This window comes from Hahella sp. HNIBRBA332, assembly GCF_030719035.1.
Classification (GTDB): domain Bacteria; phylum Pseudomonadota; class Gammaproteobacteria; order Pseudomonadales; family Oleiphilaceae; genus Hahella.
In genome coordinates this window covers 2,344,590-2,366,473 of sequence record NZ_CP132203.1, presented here as the reverse complement: position 1 = coordinate 2,366,473, position 21,884 = coordinate 2,344,590, and the positions used below count along the sequence as shown (strand labels likewise).

Genomic DNA, 21,884 nt, shown 5'->3' with positions numbered 1-21,884 from the left:
AATAAAGGGCGTCCTTGTAGGGCGCTCCAGTACGAGAGGTTTTATGACAAACATAAGGATGTTGAGTTTAATCGGCATTTATCTGGTTATCTTCATTGATAACCTGGGCGCCAGCCTGATTATTCCCATGCTGACGCCCATCGCCCACGATCCGGCGGCAGGACTGATCAGCGAGGGATCGGAGAGTTTCCGCAATGGCGTCTATGGCGTGGCGTTGGGCGCGTTTTCCATCGCCATGTTTTTCGGCGCGCCGTTGCTGGGGGCCTTGTCCGATGGCCTGGGCCGAAAGAAGACGCTGTTGCTGTGTCTGGGCGGTCTGGCGATGAGCTATGTCTTTCTGGCGCTCGCCCTGGCGTTCAAAAGCCTGTGGCTGTTCATGGTCGGGCGTCTTATCGGCGGCTTTTTCTCTGGCAGTCTGCCTGTCGCGCAGGCGTCCATTATTGACGTTACTGAGGAGAAGCAGCGGGCCAAGTACATCGGCTACATCATGTTCTTTGTTTCCCTGGGCTATGTCGTCGGTCCATTGATCGGCGGCTACCTGAGCGATCCGACGTTAGTTCCCTGGTTCAATCTGCAGACGCCGTTTGTCTTTGTGGCGGCGTTGTCTGTGGTGAATTTGCTGATCCTGCTGCTGGTGTTTCAGGATCAGCAAGCGGACGCCGACAGTCGCGGGATGACCCTTCCCAACCCCATTGCGAACCTGCTCGACGCAGTGCGAATCAAGGACATCCGCACCTACGCCTTGCTCCTGCTGTTGATGCTGGTGGGCTGGAATACCTTCTTCCAGTTTATCGGTCTGTATCTGACAGGGGAGCTGGGCCTGGGGCAGCAGGAAGTGAGTAGTTTCGTCTCCTGGGTCGGCTTTGGTCTGGCGGCGGCGTTCCTGTTTCTGGTGGGCGCCGCCATGAAAATGCTGAAGCCGCTTGGCATGGTTGGGCTGGCGTTGGCGCTGATGGCGCTCTGCATCGGCGGAACCCTGATCAGCGCCAATGTCTACGCGCTGTATCTGCTGGCGGCCCTGGGAGCCGTGGGGTTCGGCCTGTCTTACAGCGGTCTGATGGCGCAATTATCCATGAGCGTCGACGCCAGTCGGCAGGGCTCCATCATGGGAATGGCCGCCGCCATCGCCGCCTTCAGCGCAGGCTTCTCTGGCTTCGCCTTTGGCTTTGTGGCGAACATCAGCGTCAGCGCTCCTATCCTGTCCGCACTGCTTTGCGTCTGCCTGGCGATTCTGGTTTGCTGTAAAGAGCAATTGAGTCTGGCGCGGCAGGTGAAATACGCGGATTAGCAAAATAAACAACGTTGTCCTGTTAACGGTCAGCGTTTGAATCTCGCCGCCTGATTGTCGGGTTGTTTAAACGAAAAGCAGGCGGCTTATGGATCATGATGTAATTAATCCGACACTTTGATCCATGTCTTTATATCCGCCTGCCAGCTATAACCGAGACGCTTTAATCTGTTGGACCTTATTCTTTTGAAGTTTATATCATCCGAATCAGGAAACTTGACGCCCATTCCTTGGCGAAAGTGATCAAACTGATCGCCGAACAAAGCCTGATCAAACTCCGTTATTTGCTGTGATGAAAACAGACGAGAAAAAGCTTTGAGCGCCTCCTTTTCCCAGGTTTCTTCAAATTTCTTCTTTTCACTAATGAGTTCTGACACGAAAAGCTCTCCCTTTCTATATGTCGCGCTATGTCGCCGAGTAGTCTAAATCAGGCTTGCAGGGCCTGTCAGCAGGGCTTTTTGATCATACAAAACAGGCTCCAACCGCGCATAATTAAAATATGAAAATCTGTCATTGGAGATGCAGATTGAGTTGTATATTAACCCCGATAATTCTCTATTAATCGTTATCCCGTATGGGTTATTAATATTGCCCTAGAGGATTGACTGTGAACTTATGTTAATGTTCGCCTGGGATACGGATAACGGAAACACCGCGTTAATTTGATGGCTGCGCCGGCGGTTATTGGCTTGATGCATTTCGGTTATTCGCCTTAAAGGATGAGGTTCTGGTTTCGGCGACAAGATAGCAATGCCGAGCTTTTTACTTAATTTATCTATGCCGGATCTGAAACGTTTAAGGGTGATTTTGGATGTGGGATTTCTGCGTCTGTTTTAAGCGCCGACCCGGAATCGCTTTTATGCCTGTTCAGGCGAGCCAGAGCTAAGAATCAATGCACTGTGGAAGACTATAAAATGAACTTGGGTGAAACGAATATTCATACAGACGGGCCTGCGCGCGGCTCTGTCTTAAAACGCAAGGGGGCGCTCTCCGTACTGACGACCGTCGCTGCGCTGACTTTTTGTCAGAGCGCGATGGCGGTGACGGCGGTCAGCGAGGGCGTCATGACGCCAATAGGCGATTCCGGTTTTGAGACGCCGGATGTTCCCTCGGGAGGCTATCAATATCTTCCCAGAGGCGGCGAATGGGCCTTCGCCGATGGCGCGGGCATTACCGAAAACGGCTCTGCGTTTACCTCATGCAATCCCGCCACGCCCCAGGGCCAGCAGGCGCTGTTTATTCAGCAGACGGGGCAGGTGCAGAAAACCATTACTATCCCCAACGCAGGCGTTTACCGCGTTAATCTGCAAGGCGCACAGCGCGGATGTATCAACTCTCCTCAAGGACAAACCCTGCGCGTATCCCTCGCCGGCAGTCAGATTGGCCGAATCCGTCCGCAGGACACTAACTATCGCCTATATCATTCCACCGCGATGTGGCTGGAGCCCGGCAAATACCAATTATTATTGAGCGGCTTGAGCGCAAGCGGCGATAACACCGCCTTTGTCGACGACGTGCAGTTGGAGAAGCTGCCGGTGTGGTCGGAGGCGTCGTCCTGGCTGGAGAACTCGGTTCCCGGGCCTGGCGAAGAAGTCTACATTCCCGCCGGCGCCACCATGGTGCTGGATAATCTGAACGCGGCGAATGTGATCATCAACGAGGGGATTCTCACCGCGCCGGTTAACCGCGACTTTACACTGGATGTGGCGGAAATCCACGTCATGGCGGGCGGCGTATTGGAGCTGGGTCGGGAAGAGGCCCCGTTCAATGGCCAGGGCGTCATTACCTTGCTGGGAGACAATCCGGCGGCGGAATCCAAGCTGATTCACGCCATGAACGGCGGACGTATCGAAATGCATGGCCAGCCTCAGCGATCCTGGACCCAGTTGGGCGCTTCCGCCGCAATTGGCGACAACAGCATCACGTTGAAAGAGTCGGTGAACTGGCGGGCAGGGGATCGCATTGTGATCGCCTCCAGCGATTTCGACATGAATCACGCGGAAGAATTCACCATCGTCAGCGTGAGCGGCGACAGAAAGACGCTGACTCTCAATGACCGCCTTGCCTACAACCACTTCGGCAAACTGCAGCAATACAGCGACAACGGACAAAGCTGGACGCTGGACGAGCGTGCGGAAGTGGGGCTGTTGTCCCGTAATCTCCGGATTCAGGGGGACGAAGACAGCGACCGCACCGCCTATGGCGGCAACATCATGGTGATGCGCGGAGCCTTCGGCCGTCTTTCCAATGTGGAGTTGACCCGTATGGGGCAGCGCCGCAAGCTGGGACGTTATCCCTTTCATTGGCATCTGGCCGGTAACGCCGCCGGGCAATACATTCGCAGTTCCAGTATCCACCACACCTACAATCGCGCCATTACCATTCACGGTACGAACAACGCGTCAGTGGAAAACAACGTCTGCTACGACAACCTGGGACACGCGGTTTTCATGGAAGACGGCAACGAAACCGGCAACCGTATCGTCGGCAATCTGGGCATGGTGACCCGCAAGCCCGCGCCGGAATACGCGCTGCTGCCCAGCGATTTCACCAATGGCAGATTGAGAAACGCCAGCGGCCCGTCCACCTTCTGGATCACCAACCCCAACAATATCGTACAGAATAACCATGCCGCCGGTTCCGACGGCTCCGGTTTCTGGTTCGCCTTTCATCAGAATCCGAACAGTCCGGTTTTTCAGCAGGGACTGAATCCCAATGTGCAGAACCTGCCCGCCGGCGCCATTGACAATAACACCGCGCACTCCAGTTTCCACGGCTGGTTGCTGGGCATGGCGCCCACCCCTAATGACGCTTCGCAAACGCCTAATCTGAACAACGACTACATGCCCCAACAGGAGCCGGTCATCAATGGGCTGACGGTGTACAAAAACTATCTGGGAATGTATTCCCGAGTGGGCGGCAATCGCGGTAAAAGCACCTACAACGACCTGATCGTGGCGGACAACTATGAAGGCGAAGCCAGCACCTGGGTGACGGACTACAACCGCGTGTTGTGGGTGGGCGCTTCGGAAAACTACGAGCCGGTGGCGCCGTTGGGTCTATCCGCGTCCAGTGGCGTAATCGGCATGGCGATCGGGCATATTCTGTATGACGGTCCGGTGCGTATCCGCGATTCCCATTTCACGGGTTTCGAGCGGGATAATTTCACCCTGTTCGACCAATGGGGCGCCAACATCAAATACTCCGGGCACTCCCTGCACAACACCACCGTCTCGCCGGGCAGTTACCAAGTGCGTTATCGCAACGATTACATTGGTCCGGTCTGGTTCAACGGCGCGATTTACGATGTGGATGGAACCTTGACCGGTCAGCCTATGACCGCCATCACTCAGGACCATCCCATGCTGGTGGACGGTAACAGCAGCCGGATCAGAGATGGGCTTAGCGGCATGGAAAGTCGCCGCCGTTTCGCCTACGTGGAGGTGCGTCCCTCCGATGAAATCTGGCTGCCGCCGGCGCCGCTGGTCAGCCGCAGACGTCAGGACAGCACCTTTTTCCGCAGTGACGGCGCGCGCTATACCGAATCCCGCAAGGAAATCGAAGGCGTCAGTCTGTTGCCCATGGTCGACGGCGCCTATAACTACGCCTACATCTATCACGACCAGATTCCCAGCATCACACGTTTCGATTATCACAGCATGAGCAGCGGCGAGTACGTGACTTTGGAGCTGCCGGGCGTGGCGCCCAACGTGTATGTCTATCTGGGAACGCCGGCGGGGCAGTACGGCTTCTCCGGTCCGCTGATTCAGTTGGGTTCGGTCGGCGCCTGGGCGGCGTTGCGCGCGTTTGACGGCAACGCCTGGGCTTATGAAAACGGCAGCTTGTTTGTACGCTTCAAAGCGCCCGCTGGCGCGGATTTCAGAAATCCCGGCGAACTGGGCTCTATCTTCGTGTGCTTGAATCCAGGATGCGCGCCGGGCGCCAATCGTCCACTGGCGCCCAATGTCTATGTGCTGAACAAACAAGGCGGCGCCAGAACCTCGTTCCAGAAGTTGTTGCGCAGCAAGAGCTTTATCTCCACCGCCGCCCAGAACAGCGCATTGGAGGCCACCAATGAGGCCTGGCAGTTCGATATGACGGATTGGGATCGCGACGGCTACATGGACATCGCCGGCTTCAAAAAGCGCAACACCGGCACGGGAACGACGGAAGTGCACATCATGGACGGCAAGAGCGGGTTGCAGCGCTTTATCTTCCAGTCGGGCACGGCGTTGGGTTACATGAACGTCAACGATCACATGGCGATACGGGATTACAACGGCGACGGCCAGCCGGACATCTGGGCCATCATGCATAACACAACAGGCAGCGGTCGCACGGAAGTGCATGTGCTGGACGGGAGAAATCCGCAGAACTTTCTGTTGCATGACGCCACAGGGCTGGGATTGCGCCCGAACTCTTCCGACGAGTTCCTGGTCAGCGATTATGACCGCGACGGCCGGCCCGACCTCTGGTACATCGCCAAACGAGGCGGCTCCAACAGAACGGAAGTACACATCCTGAGCGCGCAAAGCGGCTACGATAACTTCATCGTCCACACCGCCACGGCGCTGCATGTCACCGATGACAACTGGAGCTTCCGCGTCGCGGATTTCAATGGCGACGGCGCGCCGGACCTGATCGGTTTCAAACGCAATGGCGTGAACAGTACGGAAATTCATGTGCTCAACGGCGCTAACAACTTCCAGAACTTCCTGTTCCAAAGCGCCACCGAACTGCCCAAAGGCTCCGCCAACAACGTCTATCTGATTAGCGACCGCTAGTCTTTCTTATGCGCCGGAGTCGGGCTGGACTCCGGCGCTCATTCCACGAAAATTGTTGGATGGCGCTTTGCTTATCCAACCTACAATTAACGCCGCCTCACAACGGTAGGTTGGAAAAGCGCAGCGCCTTCCAACATTCGAACGTTCAAGACTACTCCCACGTTCAAGACTACTCCCACGTTCAAAACTACCGCCACCCCCAAAAAAACCCACTCCCAGCGGCGCTCTAATTTGTTGGAGATCTGTTTATAAACTAACCTTAATACGGTTACTGGCCGTTTCGCCACGCACCATGGGGATTTATAAACAACGCCATTCGACCCTCGCTCGGTGAACTTTCCCCCAAAGTTTATCGGCCTACGCCAATGATCTATCTCAAACAGAGAGGTATAAGCATGAAGGCTCTTTCCACCTTGATTCTGACCATGTTCGTTGCGTTTTCCGCGCAGGCGGAGACCGTCACGGCTGCGCAGGACCCTTGGCCGCCATTTATACAGGAGGGGAGTGATCCCGGAATATCCATTGCGCTGCTGAAAGCGGCGATGGAGAAAGAGGGGTACACGGTGGATTTTAAAATCCTGCCATGGAAACGGGCGTTGAATGATGTGATCAACGGCAATATCGACATATTGCCCGGCGCCTGGTTCACGGAGGAGCGCGCCAAGGTGCTGAACTACAGCAACTATTACGCGCAGAACAGCATCAAGTTTATCAAGCGTAAAGGCGACCCGTTTGAGTTCAATGGTCTGGATAGTCTCACTGGGAAGAAGGTCGGCATCGTCAGCGGCTACGGCTATGGTGATGAGTTCACCCACGCGACTAATTTCTCCAGACCGGAAGCGGGGACGATTGAAGCTAACGTCAAAAAGCTGTTGAGCGACCGCGTGGACCTGACCCTGGAAGATGAGATCGTCGCCAAGTCTGTCATGAAGGAGGCGGGCATCGACCTGGGCTCGGTGGAATTCACCAATAACGCTCTGTCAGTGAACGACCTGCATGTGGCCACAGGCAAGGCCAACGCTCAGGGCCAGAAACTTATTGAGGCCTACAACCGGGGTCTCGCCGCCATCAAAGCGGACGGAACCTACGACAAGATCCTGGCGGATTACGGGGTCAAATAACCCGCACTTTCATATCGGCCGCCAGACAAGTCAGTTTCGTGCGAACAGGTGGGACTGTCTGGCGGTTGAATTTGCATTGATTTACAAATGTGTCATGCCAAAAAGGAGATGATCAGAGCAGACTGCTTTAACCGGTAGCCACCGTAACGTACGAGGCGTCTACCGGCAGCAAGCGCGTTACGCTGAGGCGGCGTCAAACGGACGCAGGGAGAGCCACGCTTTTCACATGCCTTTGTCATAGAAGTTAGAGCAAGAATGACCCTACGAAAGCTGTTGGCGGGTATCTTTTTGAGAAGCCTCGTCGTTCTCCTTGTCGGGATATGGCCGCCGAAGGGCGGGGCGCACGCGGAAGAGTTCAGAGTGCTTGCCCATAATACGGAATTTCCACCCTATTATTTCTACCAGGACGGAGTCCCCACCGGCTTCTACAAAGACTTTTTCGACGCCATCAGCCGCATCACGGGCGACACCTTTATCAATCAAGCTCACCCCTTGGCCCGCGGCTTGATGATGTTCAATGAAAACCTGGTGGATATCGAATCGGGCGTGAACCTCGCATGGCGGACAGGGGAGAAAACCCTCGGGCTGTTTACGATTCCCTACGCGCAATCCGTCGACATCCTGCTATTCGGCCGCAATAAAAGCCTGCCCGTCGAAGCGCCCTCGGACTTAATCGGCAAACGCATCGGCGTCGTGCGCGGCTACCAATACCCGAGTTTCACCAAACTCTTCCAAAACGGCGACATCGAACGCTACGACGTCAACGGCGAATCCCAACTCCTCACCATGCTCGTCGCCGGCCGCCTGGACCAGGTCATCATCAACAAAGACCTCGCCCTCTACCGCATGCGCGAAAACCCCGTCTACCGAGGCCTCGAACCCGGCTTCGAAGTCGGCGGCGTAGACGTCATGCTACGCATCCACCCCAACAAAGCCGCCGCGCTGGATCGGTTGAATGCGGCGATTAAGGAGTTGATTGATAGTGGGGAGATTGAGGGGATATGGGGGCGGTATCGGTAGTTTGTATTCATCTCGACTACAGAAATAGTCGCCCGTTTTCGCGGCGAATGGCCAGAGTGGGACACGGAGGAATAGGTCTTTTTGACTGGACATCACTTTTTAGGGGCAAAGGCGAAGAAATAACCGGGAATACTAATCCAAAAAGCAACTAATATTATTGGCATACATTCCTTGATTTGTCTGCGTGGAGTATATATGCCGGATCTTAAAATTGATCAAAATTTGGTTGATTGGGATGAGCTTTCCGAGCTTGAATGGAGAAATCTGCTTCTTGGTAATGGTTTTAGTATTAATATCTGGCGTCGCTTTGGTTACGGAACACTATTTGAGCTTGCGAGAAGGGAAGATATAAATCATCCGCTAAATGCCCAGAGCCTTGCTCTATTTGAGCATATTGGTAGCACTAATTTTGAGGAAGTTTTGAGGGTTCTTTATCATGCCAAGATCGTGGATCAACAGCTTGGAAATCCTCAAGAAGTCGAGATTACGGCGTTATATGAAAGTGTCAACAATGCCTTGGGCTCAGCAGTTAACTTTGCACACATACCACGAGAGCTTGCTGACGTTAGTGAAATTAATACTGGTCTTAGACACTACAATAATGTCTTCACAACGAACTATGACTTAATACCATATTGGGCCATTATGGAGTCTGACACATGGAGGTTTAAAGATTACTTTTGGGGTGAAGAGGGAAGCTTTGACTCTTCTAATACCTCTGCTCCCGCTGACAGAACCAAGCTTCATTATCTGCATGGGGCCATCCATTTGGTGGAACTACCGAACGGAAAGACAAAAAAACTAGTTGCTAATAGACTGAATTCACTATCAGAACTTTTCAACTTAGACCATCCTGAACAGTTTCCTCTTTTTATTACGGAAGGCAGCTCTAAAGGTAAGTTATCGCGGATTAAACGAAATGACTATCTCCGTTTTTGCTATGAAAACTTAGCAAGAAGCGAAAATGGATTAGTTATAATTGGCCATTCTTTAGACAAAAATTACGATCAGCATATTATCGATGCAATCTTAGAGAGCTACTCGAGTAAAGTAGCTATTGGTATTTGGCCTCATCAAGAGAACGAGGATATTGTTGCTTTAAAATCGCGTCTAACTGTTGAATTCAAAGGGAAGGAGCTATATTTCTTCAACTCAGAGACGCATCCACTTGCTTCAGTGGGATTGAACGTTCGAGACGAAGATGCAAATGGATAACTCTTGTTGGCACAGAAAATAAATTCCATAAAGCATTACACTTAATTTCGAGAATTAGTGTAGTGGTTGGATAAGGGTATCCCATCAAGTTTGCACTGGGCTGAATGTGGCAATTTTACTCCTAACCCAACTCCAACCGCTCCCCCAACAACTCCAAAAACCACCGCACCCGATAGGGTAGAAACTGTCGGGTGGTGTAGAGAGGAAAAGCTCGACTTATTTTCCTTCCTGCAAACCTTGTCCATAGAGCCATCAGGGGCCCCAGTTCACGGCCGGTTCTGATGACCTGTTCAGCTCAGTGGTTGGAAGGCGCTGCGCTTTTCCAGCCTACAAATAGGGAACAGTCCATAATCCGGTAGGTTGGATAAGCGTAGCGCCATCCAACACTGGCACTTTCGTGCTCCCTCGATTTCATTGATATGCATGTCGGGTGTTGCAGACACGTGGGAAACATCGTGAATGGCCGCTTAAATATTTTGCCTCGCAAGGGCTGGTCGAGGTTGTTTCACTGGGGAACGCCGACTGAGTTGTGAGTTAAGGAGTTTTGCGTAATGTCACCGGTTCGCAAGCTCAGATAAAGCCGCTCCCAGCACACAGCCAAGCTTCCCAACTTTTACCCACAAAACGCCAAATCTAACCGTTTATAGGTCTACACTTGTTATATAAGCCCGCGTTCGTCCCTTAATCCTTACCGGAAGCCCTCGGGGCTTTCCGGCCCGACTGTGGAGAGGAGCAGTGTTATGAATAGACTCTCTCTCATCTGGAAAATCACACTTCCCGTTATTGTTGTTTTTACTTTATCCGTCATCGCAATCTACATTTATATCCCCAAAGCGGTTGAAGCCAACGCCATCAGTGAAGCCACCGCGTCGGCGGAGCAGGTTGTGCAGCAGTTCAAGACGTTGCGTGGTTATTACACCAAGAATGTGGTGCAGAAGGTGCTGGGAAACTCGAGCATGAAGGCGTCTTTTGACCATGGTAAGGAGAAGGACGCGATCCCGTTGCCGGCGACGATGATTCACGACTTGAGCAAAGAGTTTTCACAAAAGGGCATGACGCTGAAGCTGTACAGCGCCTTTCCGTTTCCCAACCGGTCCGAGCGGCGGCTGGATAGCTTTGGTCAGGCCGCCTGGGACAGCCTGACCAAAGATCCGGACACCACATTTTCACAGGTGGACAAAGACGCCAAGCTGGGGTCCATGGTGCGCGTCGCAGTGGCGGATAAGATGGTCGCGCAAGCCTGTGTCTCCTGTCACAACACCAGGGCGGACACGCCCAAAAATGACTGGAAACTGGGGGACGTCAGAGGGGTTTTGGAAGTGGATATCAACATTGACGGACCGCTGGCCAATGGACAGGCGCTGGGCTCTAAAATAGCGATTTTGTTGGCGTTGGCCCTGCTTGCAGTATTGGGGCTTACCGCCTTCCTGTACAGAATGCTGGCCCATCGTCGCATCAATAACATCGCCGTGGCGATGGAGGAAATTTCCGGCGGCGGCAGCGATCTCACGCGCAGGCTGGATGCGGATGGTAATGATGAAATCAGCCGTATCGCCACCGCGTTCAACAACTTCGTTAACGAGCTGTCGCAGACCTTCACCAAGATTGTCGCCTTAACCCGCGATGTGGCGGCGTCCGCCAAAGAGCTGTCGGACATCACCGACCAGAGCAACGACGATATCCACCACCAACAACGGCAGACTGAGACGGCTGCGGCGGCGGTCAATCAAATGGCCAGCACGGTGAATCATGTGGCGGAGAACGCCGCGCAGTCGTCATCGGCGTCCGCCAGTGCGGATGAAGCGGCCAAGCAGGGCTTACAGGTGACTCAGGCGGCCTCCGCAGCGATCGCGCAAGTGTCGGAAAGCATGCAGGACGCCAAAGAGGTCGTGGATAAACTGAACGAGGACAGTAAAAGTATCGGCGCTGTACTTGATGTCATACGGGGCATCGCCGAGCAGACCAATCTGTTGGCGCTGAACGCCGCCATTGAAGCGGCCAGAGCCGGCGAACAGGGGCGCGGATTCGCGGTGGTCGCCGACGAAGTAAGGAGTCTGGCTCAGAAGACTCAGGCGTCGACGGAAGAGATCCATCATATGATCGAGCGGCTACATTCCGGCGCTCAGGCTATGGTGTCGGTGATTGAGCAGGCGTCCGGTAAAACCGCGCAGTCGGTGGAGTATGCGCAACGAACCTCCGAAACCATCAATCAGGTGTCGGAGGCGATAAAAGTCGCCAGCGAAATGAGCGCGCAGATCGCCGCCGCCGCCCGAGAGCAACATTCCGTGGCGGAGGAAATCAACAGAAATATCGTTTCCATCAACGAAGTGACGGGGCAGTCTTCCGAAAGGGCGGTGCAAGTCGCCAAGAGAGCGGAAAACCTCTCTGCGCTCGCGGACGAGTTGAGCGCGCTGACGGCCCGGTTTGGGGCGTGAGAGTCTTGGAAACGCGCGCCTTCGCTAGCTGCCTCAAGGCAGGCTGGTGTGAGGGCGCCGCTTACAGGCCATTGTCGATCAAGCTGCATCACGGAGACTTTCATCTGTAGCCTGAAATAACCTCAGTTGTTGGAAGGCGCTGCGCTTTTCCAACCTACAAATAACGAACACTCTATAACCCGGTAGGTTGGATAAGCGCAGCGCCATCCAACACTCTCACTTACAAACAGGTTTATACCATGGCGATGCCTAAAAAAGGCTCAAGAGAAATATCTGTCGACGGTATCGATTACAGATGGAGGGTTTCCAGGTACAGAATTATTTCTGACTGGCGGAAAGAGACGGAGGTATTGGATGAAAGATATTTAAAGGCGGCGGAGAGGTATGGATTGGGCCAGGTTGCTGATGTGGTGTTTAAAATAACGGTCGAGCTCAGAAACAACCCGGCCTCGGTTATTTCAGTCAATTATTTTGGTTTGGTGGTAGATGGTTTTCTGGGTATAGACCAGTTGGTGAGCATTAAGCCCAAACTCGTTTCAGAGATTATTCGCGCCAGCATTCAAGCTGGATGGAATCCTGAAAGTCAGGGGAACCATACTGTTGAAATCATCTAGAATACGAACCAGACCCACAGGCCTGCAATCCTGCTGCTGCCGGGCTTCTCCGGCGAGATTAAGGATTATGATAATTACGTTAAGGTCATACAGATTAAGTGAGCCGGTATATTAAAAGCTGGATTCTGACAGCGCGACGGTATGCAGCTAAACAAGAAGACCAGTCAAACGCTGGTCTTCTTGAGGCGTGCAGTTAGCGAGGCAAATTAGAAGTCGACGCTATAGCCCAGGGTGTAGGTGCGGCCGCGGCCTTTGAAGTAGCGGTCGTCGTTTACTTGGGCGCTTTGTGAGTAGTAGGTGAAGTAGTCTTCATTGAACAGGTTGGCGACGGCCAGAGAGACCTTACCGGCGGAGAGCCGGTAGTCGAGGGTGGCGTCCACCAGGGTGTAGCCGTCAAACTCCTTGGCCGGATCATCGAAACTGCGATCAAAGGCGTGGCTGGCTTGCAGGGCGGTGCTGAGCTCATCCGTCCAGTGCGCATTCCAGCCCGCCGTCAGTCTGTTCGGCGGGATGTTGAGCCCGTCCAGTTTGCTGTCCAGCACGCCGTCAGCGTCGCTGTCGTATTCGCCGTTGATGCGCGAGTAGGCCAGCCTCACCCGGTGCCTTTCGTGAACCTGAAGGCCCAGTGTCGCTTCCCATCCATCAATTTCCGTTCTTTCCCGTTTCACAAAATAAACGCCGTCGATATTCTCCAGTCGCGAGCCCAGGTCAGAATCGGACTGGTAATAACTCAGCTCGAAGTCCACCGGTTTGAGATTGACCCGCACTCCGATTTCACGGTTGTCGGTCAAGATCGGTTGCAGATTGAGGAAGTCGTCCACGTCCTGATCCGGCTTGTTGATGCCCCGCAGCACGCGGCCCACGTCAGGCATGCCGAAGCCTTCCGAATAATTGGCGAAGACGCTCAGCCAGGTGAGGGGCGTGACCACGACGCCGGCGTTATACAAGGTTTCGCTGAAGTCGGGATTGCCGCCTTCCACGGTAACGCCATTGGCGGACGCCAGGGTCTGGAAAGAGTCCACATCCAGTTCCGCGTACTCGTAACGCACTCCCGCGTGCAACACTAAACTGTCCATGGGCTGCACTTGCGCTTGCAGGAACGGGGCGTAGTTGTTGTAGGACGTCTCCGGCACCCAACTGCGGTTGGTCAGCACCAGTCTTTGCTGGGTGGTGTCCCGCAACAGGTCCAGTCCGCCGGTCAGTTTCAGCTTTTTGTCGAACAGATCCTGTTTGCTCAGGGTAAACTTGGCGCCGAGTTTGTCGGACTCATTCTGCGACTGGTCATACAGCGTGCCGACCGGCGCAATGTCCTCGTCCTGGAATGTGGAGGTGAGGGTGGCGCCGAAGCGGCCTTCAAACTGCTGGCTGTACCCCTGCGCGGTAAAGACCATGCCGTTGAGATCGTGATGCTCGTACTTCAGGCTGGCGGTGAGCACTCTGTTGCGGGGCGCTTCGCCTTCAGGCTCGCCTTTCTCAGAAGTGGTGGGGACGCCCTCGCTGCGGTCGCCGGTGACGCTCACGTAATTCATGTCGCCTTTGGCTTGGTAGTGGTTGACTTCAAGCTCGATATTCTGGTCGTCGTCCAGCCAGTAGCCAAGTTTGAGGAACAGGTCATAGGCTTGTGAGTCCATCAGGTCGCCCTGAGTGTTGTCGACCCCTACCGGGGAGCCGTCGGCGTCCAGATACAACCCTTGCGTTTCGTAGCTGAGGCCGGCCAGATACTCAAAATCCTGTTGCGCGCCTTCCACCCGGTAGTCCAACTTATAGCCCAGTGTGTCGGAGTCCAGCTTGCGGGCGGGAGTGGCGACCTGAACCCCTGCATGCTGCTTGAGTTCCACCCCGCTGGGACGGCGCGTGATGAAGTTAATGATGCCGCCGGTGGCGCCCAGGCCGTGAATGGCGTTGGCGCCGTGAATCACCTCGATACGCTCCACCATGGACAGATCAATGGTATGACCCGAACGGGATGCGTTTCTGAGGGGATTGGACTGAGGCACGCCGTCGATCATGAACAACACCGCGCGGCCGCGGAAAGTTTCGCCGCTGCTGGTCAACTTTTGTCGATTAGGCGAGTAGGCCGGCAGCAGGTTACTCAGAATTTGCGACGAATCGGACGTCAACGCCAACTGCTCTTCAATCTCTTCCCTGGTGATTATAGTGACGACTTGAGGGGAGTCCTTCTCCCCCGTGGCGGACCGAGTGGACGTAATCACGACCTCATCCAGCACCGTAGTCGGCTGCGCGGCCTGAGCCTGTGCGGAGAGGAAAAACGCCGCCAGCGGCGTTAGCGCCAGAGCGTGAAGGGAAGGTTTTGACAGCATGGACAATTCCTTAATGATTGTCGTGGGACATGAATGAAGGAGAAAAATAGCCAGGAGTAATAGCCAAGATTGCAATGTAATAAAAATGATAATTATTATCAATCGTATTAAGCGGCGGATAACAAATTAACTTTTGCTTCAGTTAAGACTCAAGCGCTGCGCTGCCTCGCCATGTGCGGCGCTCTGTGGGGCCAGCGCCCGCATCAATATCCGAGCACATGTCGTAGCGCAGGAAAGACGCGGTCTCCAGATGGATAACCAGACGTCCGTGCGCCGTATCGGATCGCCAGGAAAACGCGATTTCCGCCCGCTCCTCTCCGTGGCTCTGTTCAGTGACTATTTCTAATTGGGTCGGCTGATGTCCCTCCGCGCCAAGGCGCTTGCGCGCCTCGACCTCGGCAATCTGCTGGATTGGCGTCAGAGCGCTGTTCCCGCGGAAGCAGGGTAGATAAGGCAGGTCGCTCATCTCGCTTTCCAGCAGGGGGCGGGCGCGCTCAGGTTCGATACGCCCGTATTTGCGCAGGTCGGGAAACACCAGGGCGGTCGCCGCGAAACGACAGCCTCCCAAGTGAGAGCTTTGCCAGACTTCAACTCCCGGGAAGCTCTGCGCGGCTCGCTCCAGCGCCTTGAAGCCCGCGACGCCGAACTTGGCGCAACACTTGTCCTTGACGCCATGGGTGCAACAGAGCACGACCTTGGTGGGCGCCGGGCCGCTATGCCAGGCCGCCAACGAGCGCCCCTGCTGCAACGCCAGCAGAAACGCCGCCAGCTCTTCGCGGGGAATGTCGTACGCCTCCCGTTCGGGCATCAAATAGGCGCGACGCAGGGACTTGGACTGGTCCGCCCGATGCATCAGGTTCACCCGGCGGCCTTGCTCGACTAATCCCGCGATAAGCATGGATTCGGTCTCGCTCATGTCCTTGGCCTGATGGTAAGTGCGCGTCCAACCGGCGATAGGCCAGCTCAGCAATAGATTGCTTTGCGGGTGAAAGCCCGTTCCCGGCAAAGGCTCGCCAGCGCTTTGACTGTACTGGGCGCAGAATTTTGGCGTGGCCGCGACTAGACGCATGCTTCGCCTCGTATGGCGCACGCTTGATCTTGATTTTGCCTGGGCATCCGGGTCGTTTTGCCGAAAGGGATGCATAACGGCGAGCCGAACAGGGGATCGCGGATAATGCGGCAGCCCAGGTCGAACACCGCGCTGACGGTTGCCTCGGTGATGATTTCCTCCGGACTGCCCTGGGCGTAGACGTTGCGATGCTGTATCGCCACGATGTGGTCCGCGTAACGACAGGCCAGATTGAGATCGTGCAGGACCATGACAATGGTCTTTTGCTCGCGGTCGTTCAAGTCGCGCAACAAGTCGAGGATTTCAATCTGATGGGTGAGATCCAGGTAGGTGGTAGGCTCGTCCAGCAGCAGAATCTTCGTGTTCTGGGCCAGCGTCATGGCGATCCAGGCGCGCTGACGCTGGCCTCCGGAGAGCGAGTCCACAGGCTGGTGTTGCAGCGCAGAGAGGCCGGTATCGTGCAGCGCTTTTTCAACCAGCCGTTCGTCTTCCTGCGACCATTGCCGCAGCAAGCCCTGATGCGGATAGCGCCCCTGTCTGACCAGCTGATGTACGGTCAGCCCCTCCGGCGCCAAGGGCCCCTGGGGCAGCATGGACAGTTTCTGCGCCACCTGCCGGGTAGGGCTTCGCTGTATTTCCTGACCGTCCAGCAACACGCACCCCTGCTGCGGTTTAAGCACTCTGGCGAAGGACTTCAGCAGTGTGGACTTGCCGCAGCCGTTGCTGCCGACGAACACGGTCACCTTGGCCCGGGGAATCTTCAGGCTCAGCGCTTCAATAATGACCTTCTGCTCATACCCCAGAGTCAGAGCGCGGCTTTCAAGCGGATGTTCAGTCGTTGTCGTAATGCTCATGACGATCTCACTATTAATCAGGCAGACAAATAGCTTCCAATTATTTGTCTGCAACGACAGGGCCTGCGCATGTCAGGCCCTGTCTCCCGCGGCTAGCCGCCGCACAGGCGCATTCATGCGCCTGATTATTAACATGCCAATATCATCGCCATGTGATTGACATGCTAATAATGACGCTGCCGATACAGCAGGTAGATAAAAAACGGCGCTCCCACGCCGGAGACAAACACCCCGGCGGGAATATCCAGCGGCAGAAAGGCGGTGCGGCCAATGGTGTCGGCCAGCGCCACCATGCCGCCGCCGATCATGGCCGCCACCGGCGCCAGACTGGCGAAAGAACGATCCACCAGACGCCGCGCCATATGCGGCGCAATCAGGCCGACAAAACCAATAGCGCCGGTATAGGCGACGGCGGAGCCGGCTAGGGCGACGCTGATCAATAGCAGGATGAAACGGTTACGCTGCACCGGAACGCCAAGGTTGATGGCGATAGCGTCGCCCATCTCCTGAATATCAATGGTTCGCGCCAGTAGCAGCGACAGCGGGCCCAGGGTCAGCAGCCAGGGCGCCAAAGCCTGGACGTCGCTCCACTCCGAGCCGTAAACGCTGCCGGTCAGCCACACATAGGCGGTCATGCTGGTGGCGATAGGGCTGATGACGATCATCAGCGTCGTCAGCGCGCTGAGCCCGGCGGACAGTCCGATGCCGATCAACACCAGACGAATGGGGGAAACTCCCTGTCGCCACGCCAGCGTATAGATCAACAGGGAAGTGCAGGCCGCGCCCAGTATGGCCGCTACCGGCAGCCAGCGAATGCTGACGGCGCCCGCCAGAAACGACAGAAAGAACACCGCCGCCGCAGAGGCGCCGCTGGTGATGCCGATTATGTCGGGAGAGGCCAGGGGATTCCTGATAATACTCTGTAGGATCAGGCCGGACAGCGCGAGGGCGGCGCCCGCCAGAAACGCCATCAGCACTCTGGGCAGCCGCAGGGTTTCGATAATAAAGGCGTGGTCGCCCGGCTCACTGGCCATCAGCTCCTTGATCACTTCCAGCGGGGAAATCCAGAGACTACCCGTCGCTATCGAGAGGAGCGCCAGCGTCAAGGACGCCGCCAGCACCAGCAGAGTGAGGGTCGCTGAGCGGGCATTGATCTGCACCGACCACCTGTTAAAGCGCAGGGTGATGAGTCTATCCATGCTGCGCGCTCCGCCTGGCCAGATAGATGAAAAAGGGCGTTCCCAGCAATGCGGTCATCACCCCGATGGGGACTTCCTGGGGCGGTATCAAAAACCGCGCGGCCACGTCGGCGCTCAGCAGCAGAACGGCGCCCAGCACCGCGCAACCCGGCAGCACCCAACGGTAATCCGCGCCGAGCCAGGCGCGCACCATGTGAGGAACGATCAGCCCGACAAAGACGATATTGCCGGCGATCGCCACTGCGGCGCCGGCCAGACCGATGATCAAAACCCCCATCAGCAGTCGCAGCATAGCCGTGCGTTGTCCCAAGCCTTTTGCGACCTCATCGCCGGACATCAGGACATTGATATGACGGCCCAGAGCCATGCTGGCGACAATGGCGAACAGAATGAAAGGCGCTACCGGCGCCACCAGTTCCAGACTGCGCCCCGCCACCGATCCCGCCAGCCAGAACAGAATACTGTCCAGCCCTTCCTGATTGATCACCAGCAGCCCCTGGGTGAAAGAAACGAACAAAGCAGTGATGGCGGCGCCCGCCAACACGGTTCTGACCGGCGTCAGGCCATCGCGACCGAGGGCGCTCAGGCAGTAGACCAGCGTTCCAGCGACGGCGGCGCCGGCGAAAGCGATCCAGATATAGTGTTGCAGCGACGGGACGGAGAAAAGCGTGGTCGACAGCGCAATGGCGAACAAGGCGCCGGCGTTGACGCCGAAGATTCCCGGCGAGGCCAGGGGATTACGGGTCAGCGCCTGCATCAGCGCGCCCGCCACCGCCAGCGCGGAGCCGACGCACAACGCCGTCAACGCCCGGGACAGGCGGGTAGTGGTGACGATGATGTGCTCCGTGGAGGCCGGATCGAAAGCAGTGAAAGCGTCCAGCACGATGCTCAGCGGCATGGATATCTGGCCCAGGGCGACGCTGGCGCTGAAGGCCGCCGCCAATACCAGCAGCGCGAGGAAGAGATGCAGGGCGCGACCGGAATTCCGCCCGGCCCGTAAATACCTGAGGAACATCTACTGCGTCGGACCGGTGAGGTCAAAATGGTCGTAGATCTGATCCAGCATCAGATTGGCCCCAAGGATGCTGCCGGATAAATGCCAGGCTATCTGGTCGACCTGATAAACCTGATTCTTACGCACGGCGTCCAGGTTCTTCCACAGCGGGTGCCGGGTCCAGTCCGCATACCCCTGCAGCACAGCAGGGTCTTCGGTGTTCATAAACACAAAAAAGACATCGGCGTTCATCGCGGGAATGCTTTCCTTGGTGGCCAGCTTCTGCATCCAGTGGTCCTGCGGATGACCGGGAGGGCTGACAAAGCCCAGCTCATTCAGAATAGAACCGGTATAGCTGCCTTGAAGATACAGACGGGCGTGATCGGCGCGGAAGTTAATGGCGGACACTTCCTGCGGCCACGTGTCGCCGAGCTTGAGCTGAATACGCCGCTGAAAATCCGCCACGCGGTCGCTCCAGTGTCGCAGCAACGTCTCCGCCTGTTCCTGTCGGTTCATCGCCGATCCCATCATGGCCAGGGTGTCTTTGAAATCAAACACGGTTTCCAGTGCAATGGTCGGGGCGATCTGGGTGAGGTGGCCGTAGATTTTCTCATGCCTTCTTTTCGAGGCGATGATCAGATCCGGCCTGAGCCCGGCGACCATTTCCAGGTTGGGCTGCGTCTCCAGCCCCACATGAGGAACGCCCTGAAGATGAGAACGCAGGTATTTGTAGGTGGGCTTCTGCGCCCAGGAGTCCACCACGCCCACCGGAATAACGCCCAAGGCGATGGCGGTGTCCGTCGCGCCCTGAAACAGGGTGACGACTCTGATTGGCGTACCGGATACCTCCGTCACCCCCATCGAGTGCTCAATGCGACGCGGGGATTCCGCATGGGCGTAGCTGGCGCTAAATCCAGCCAGAAGGTCGCCAAGGCTGATCAGACATGCAGTGAGCGCGATGAGGCCGCGGCGCGATTGGGAGGCCTTGAAAGGCCATAGGCTGAGCCGGAATTTGGGTAACATCGGTATGCGTTTCTATCGTACGAAAGGAAACGCGCAGTCTAGCCGGGGGAAAATATAATATCAATAAGAAGCATTCTCATTAACGTTTGTGCTGATTGCCCAGTGCTTACTCGGGGAGAGTCCCGCGTATCCTTCTGCGTCGGTCGTCGCTGCGACATTCGCTACAAAAGCCGGATCAACCCATTCCCAATCTCGTCCCAATTTTGTTCTGCAAGCGTTTGCACCCGGAGCGTGTTATGGCGGAAAAAGATCAATACAGTCGTTTGCTGTCGTGTCGCTCAATCTTTAAGAGTCTGCATTCAGGCGTATTTTTCCTTGATATCAGCGATGCCATGCATGATTAATATTTGTCAATAAAAACAGCTGATTGGAAGATTGCGCCTGTCGCTGAGGTTGATATATGATGACTGGAGATCGGTTTGGCGCCCCAAGATGGGGCCTGAAAAAGAAAGCCCTTTCATAAAAAGCCAAGCCGATTGTTCAATGGAAAGACTAATGGAATTTTAGCTCGCAAAGGAAAGTAGTAATGGACGTATCTGCGCGTAAAAAATTAGTGTCTGAATACCTGAGCAAACTCGCTGGAAAACAGGATTTGGACGAGTCAATCGACATCTTCGAAACAGGTCTGGTTAACTCCCTGGCCGCTATCCAATTAATCTCCTTTCTCGAAAAAAACTTCAGAATCAAGGTTGAGATTGACGACCTTGATAACGCCAATTTTTGTAGTATTCAGGCCGTCTGTAATTTCTTGGAGAGAAAGGCGGTGGTAAATGCTTAACCGTTTTCTATCACCTTCTCAAAACCAGTGGCTGCAGGCCTTTGAAGCATTTTCCGCCGCGGAAGTGGCGCCTTATGCGGACGAATGGGACCTGCAAGAAGCCACGCCTTCATCCGTAGTAACAAAGCTGGCTCTTAACGGCTGGCTTGGCGGCTTAGCGAAAGAGGAAAGTGGCGGTCTTGGATTCGACGCCACCACTTTCGGTCTTTTGAATATGGCTATCGGTGCGGGTAGCGGTTCGTTGACGGGCCTGTTGAACGTTCATTCCATGGTTTTGAAAACCATTGAAGATTGGGGGTCGCAGGAACAGAAGCAACGGTATCTGGCGCCGCTGGTGAAAGGCGAAATCATTGGCGCTTTCGCGCAAACTGAAGTGGCGGCCGGAGGCGACTCCAAAAATCTGTCGACCCAGTTTGTTGACGATGGCGACGCTCTGATCGTAAACGGGCAGAAAACCTGGATCACTTTCGCTCAGATCGCGGACCTGTTTCTGGTGTTCGGCAAATACCAGGGGCTGGATACTGCTGTGCTGATACCCAGAGACGCCCCAGGCTTCACTGTCACCGCCAAGAAAAACATGCTTGGCTTCAAGAGCGCCTATCTGGCGGTGCTCGACTTCGCCGACGTGCGGATTCCCAAAAACCACATTATCGGCAAACCGGGCTTTGGCCAGAACCTCATCTCCAACAGCGCTCTGGACTACGGCAGAATCAGCGTGGCCTGGGCGGCTCTTGGCGTTCAACAAGCGGCGTTGGCGGCCTCCGCGCACAGAGCCAACACGCGCTCCACCTTTGGTTCGTTGCTTGCGGACCAAGGCATCATTCGCGGCTATCTGGCGGAAATGTCCAGTAGCTTGCTTGCTTCTCAACTCATTTGCCTGTCAGCGACAAAAGCGAAGGAAGCCAGGGATGAAGACGCCCTGGAGCAGATTCTTCAGGCCAAGCTTTTTGCGTCACATGAAGCCGGTTCCGCGGCGGCCAAGGCCGTCCAGATTCATGGCGGTCATGGTTGCGATGAGAGCAACGGCGTCAGCCGTCTCTATCGGGATGCGAAAATACTTCAGGTTGTCGAAGGCAGCAACGAACTGCAAAAAATGCTGATCGGCAAGGAAGTATGTAATCGCTACAGCTATAGCGCTGTACAGACTATTTCATAATCCGCTTCTCACC

The 21,884-nt window shown here is 55.5% G+C and carries 16 protein-coding genes; 9 read left to right on the top strand and 7 right to left on the bottom strand.

Annotation, left to right across the window (positions count from 1 at the left end):
• Positions 1–43 precede the first annotated feature (43 nt).
• Positions 44–1,288, top strand: a complete 1,245-nt coding sequence (locus O5O45_RS10810) for an MFS transporter (RefSeq protein WP_305905231.1) — start codon at positions 44–46, stop codon at positions 1,286–1,288.
• A gap of 104 nt (positions 1,289–1,392) precedes the next feature.
• Here the strand turns inward: O5O45_RS10810 and O5O45_RS10805 are convergent, their stop codons facing one another.
• Positions 1,393–1,665 (bottom strand): hypothetical protein, encoded by a 273-nt coding sequence (locus tag O5O45_RS10805; protein ID WP_305905230.1) that lies wholly within the window; start codon positions 1,663–1,665, stop codon positions 1,393–1,395.
• Between the two features lie 537 nt (positions 1,666–2,202).
• On the opposite strand from O5O45_RS10805, the gene O5O45_RS10800 reads away from it, so the two are divergent.
• From O5O45_RS10800 to O5O45_RS10775, 6 genes are all read left to right on the top strand, one after another.
• On the top strand, positions 2,203–6,072 hold the full coding sequence (locus tag O5O45_RS10800; protein WP_305905229.1) for a G8 domain-containing protein: 3,870 nt from the start codon (positions 2,203–2,205) through the stop codon (positions 6,070–6,072).
• A gap of 395 nt (positions 6,073–6,467) precedes the next feature.
• Complete coding sequence (locus O5O45_RS10795) at positions 6,468–7,193, top strand: transporter substrate-binding domain-containing protein (protein ID WP_305905228.1); 726 nt, start codon at positions 6,468–6,470, stop codon at positions 7,191–7,193.
• Between the two features lie 255 nt (positions 7,194–7,448).
• Complete coding sequence (locus O5O45_RS10790) at positions 7,449–8,213, top strand: substrate-binding periplasmic protein (protein ID WP_305905227.1); 765 nt, start codon at positions 7,449–7,451, stop codon at positions 8,211–8,213.
• Between the two features lie 195 nt (positions 8,214–8,408).
• A complete protein-coding gene (locus tag O5O45_RS10785) occupies positions 8,409–9,428 on the top strand; it encodes a DUF4917 family protein (protein ID WP_305905226.1) in 1,020 nt (339 codons plus the stop codon).
• Between the two features lie 740 nt (positions 9,429–10,168).
• A complete protein-coding gene (locus O5O45_RS10780; protein WP_305905225.1) occupies positions 10,169–11,863 on the top strand; it encodes a methyl-accepting chemotaxis protein in 1,695 nt (564 codons plus the stop codon).
• A 239-nt stretch (positions 11,864–12,102) separates the two neighbouring features.
• Positions 12,103–12,477, top strand: coding sequence for a hypothetical protein (locus tag O5O45_RS10775; protein ID WP_305905224.1), 375 nt, complete (start codon positions 12,103–12,105; stop codon positions 12,475–12,477).
• A 206-nt stretch (positions 12,478–12,683) separates the two neighbouring features.
• Here O5O45_RS10775 and O5O45_RS10770 read toward each other — a convergent pair whose 3' ends face one another.
• From O5O45_RS10770 to O5O45_RS10745, 6 genes are all read right to left on the bottom strand, one after another.
• A complete protein-coding gene (locus tag O5O45_RS10770; protein WP_305905223.1) occupies positions 12,684–14,798 on the bottom strand; it encodes a TonB-dependent receptor in 2,115 nt (704 codons plus the stop codon).
• A gap of 142 nt (positions 14,799–14,940) precedes the next feature.
• Positions 14,941–15,867, bottom strand: coding sequence for a sucrase ferredoxin (locus O5O45_RS10765; RefSeq protein WP_305905222.1), 927 nt, complete (start codon positions 15,865–15,867; stop codon positions 14,941–14,943).
• A complete protein-coding gene (locus tag O5O45_RS10760; protein WP_305905221.1) occupies positions 15,858–16,721 on the bottom strand; it encodes an ABC transporter ATP-binding protein in 864 nt (287 codons plus the stop codon). The genes O5O45_RS10765 and O5O45_RS10760 overlap by 10 nt, the downstream gene beginning before the upstream one ends.
• Before the next feature lie 164 nt (positions 16,722–16,885).
• Positions 16,886–17,920 (bottom strand): FecCD family ABC transporter permease, encoded by a 1,035-nt coding sequence (locus O5O45_RS10755; protein WP_305905220.1) that lies wholly within the window; start codon positions 17,918–17,920, stop codon positions 16,886–16,888.
• On the bottom strand, positions 17,913–18,935 hold the full coding sequence (locus O5O45_RS10750) for a FecCD family ABC transporter permease (RefSeq protein ID WP_305905219.1): 1,023 nt from the start codon (positions 18,933–18,935) through the stop codon (positions 17,913–17,915). Before O5O45_RS10750 ends, O5O45_RS10755 begins: the two co-directional genes overlap by 8 nt.
• Entirely contained in the window at positions 18,936–19,937 is a 1,002-nt protein-coding gene (locus O5O45_RS10745) for an ABC transporter substrate-binding protein (protein ID WP_305905218.1), read from the bottom strand.
• Between the two features lie 526 nt (positions 19,938–20,463).
• Here O5O45_RS10745 and O5O45_RS10740 point away from each other — a divergent pair.
• Together O5O45_RS10740 and O5O45_RS10735 are read left to right on the top strand one after the other, a co-directional pair.
• Positions 20,464–20,715 (top strand): acyl carrier protein, encoded by a 252-nt coding sequence (locus tag O5O45_RS10740; protein WP_305905217.1) that lies wholly within the window; start codon positions 20,464–20,466, stop codon positions 20,713–20,715.
• Positions 20,708–21,871 carry an acyl-CoA dehydrogenase family protein gene (locus O5O45_RS10735; RefSeq protein WP_305905216.1) on the top strand — a complete coding sequence of 388 codons (1,164 nt, stop codon included), beginning with the start codon at positions 20,708–20,710 and terminating at the stop codon, positions 21,869–21,871. The genes O5O45_RS10740 and O5O45_RS10735 overlap by 8 nt, the downstream gene beginning before the upstream one ends.
• Positions 21,872–21,884 lie beyond the last annotated feature (13 nt).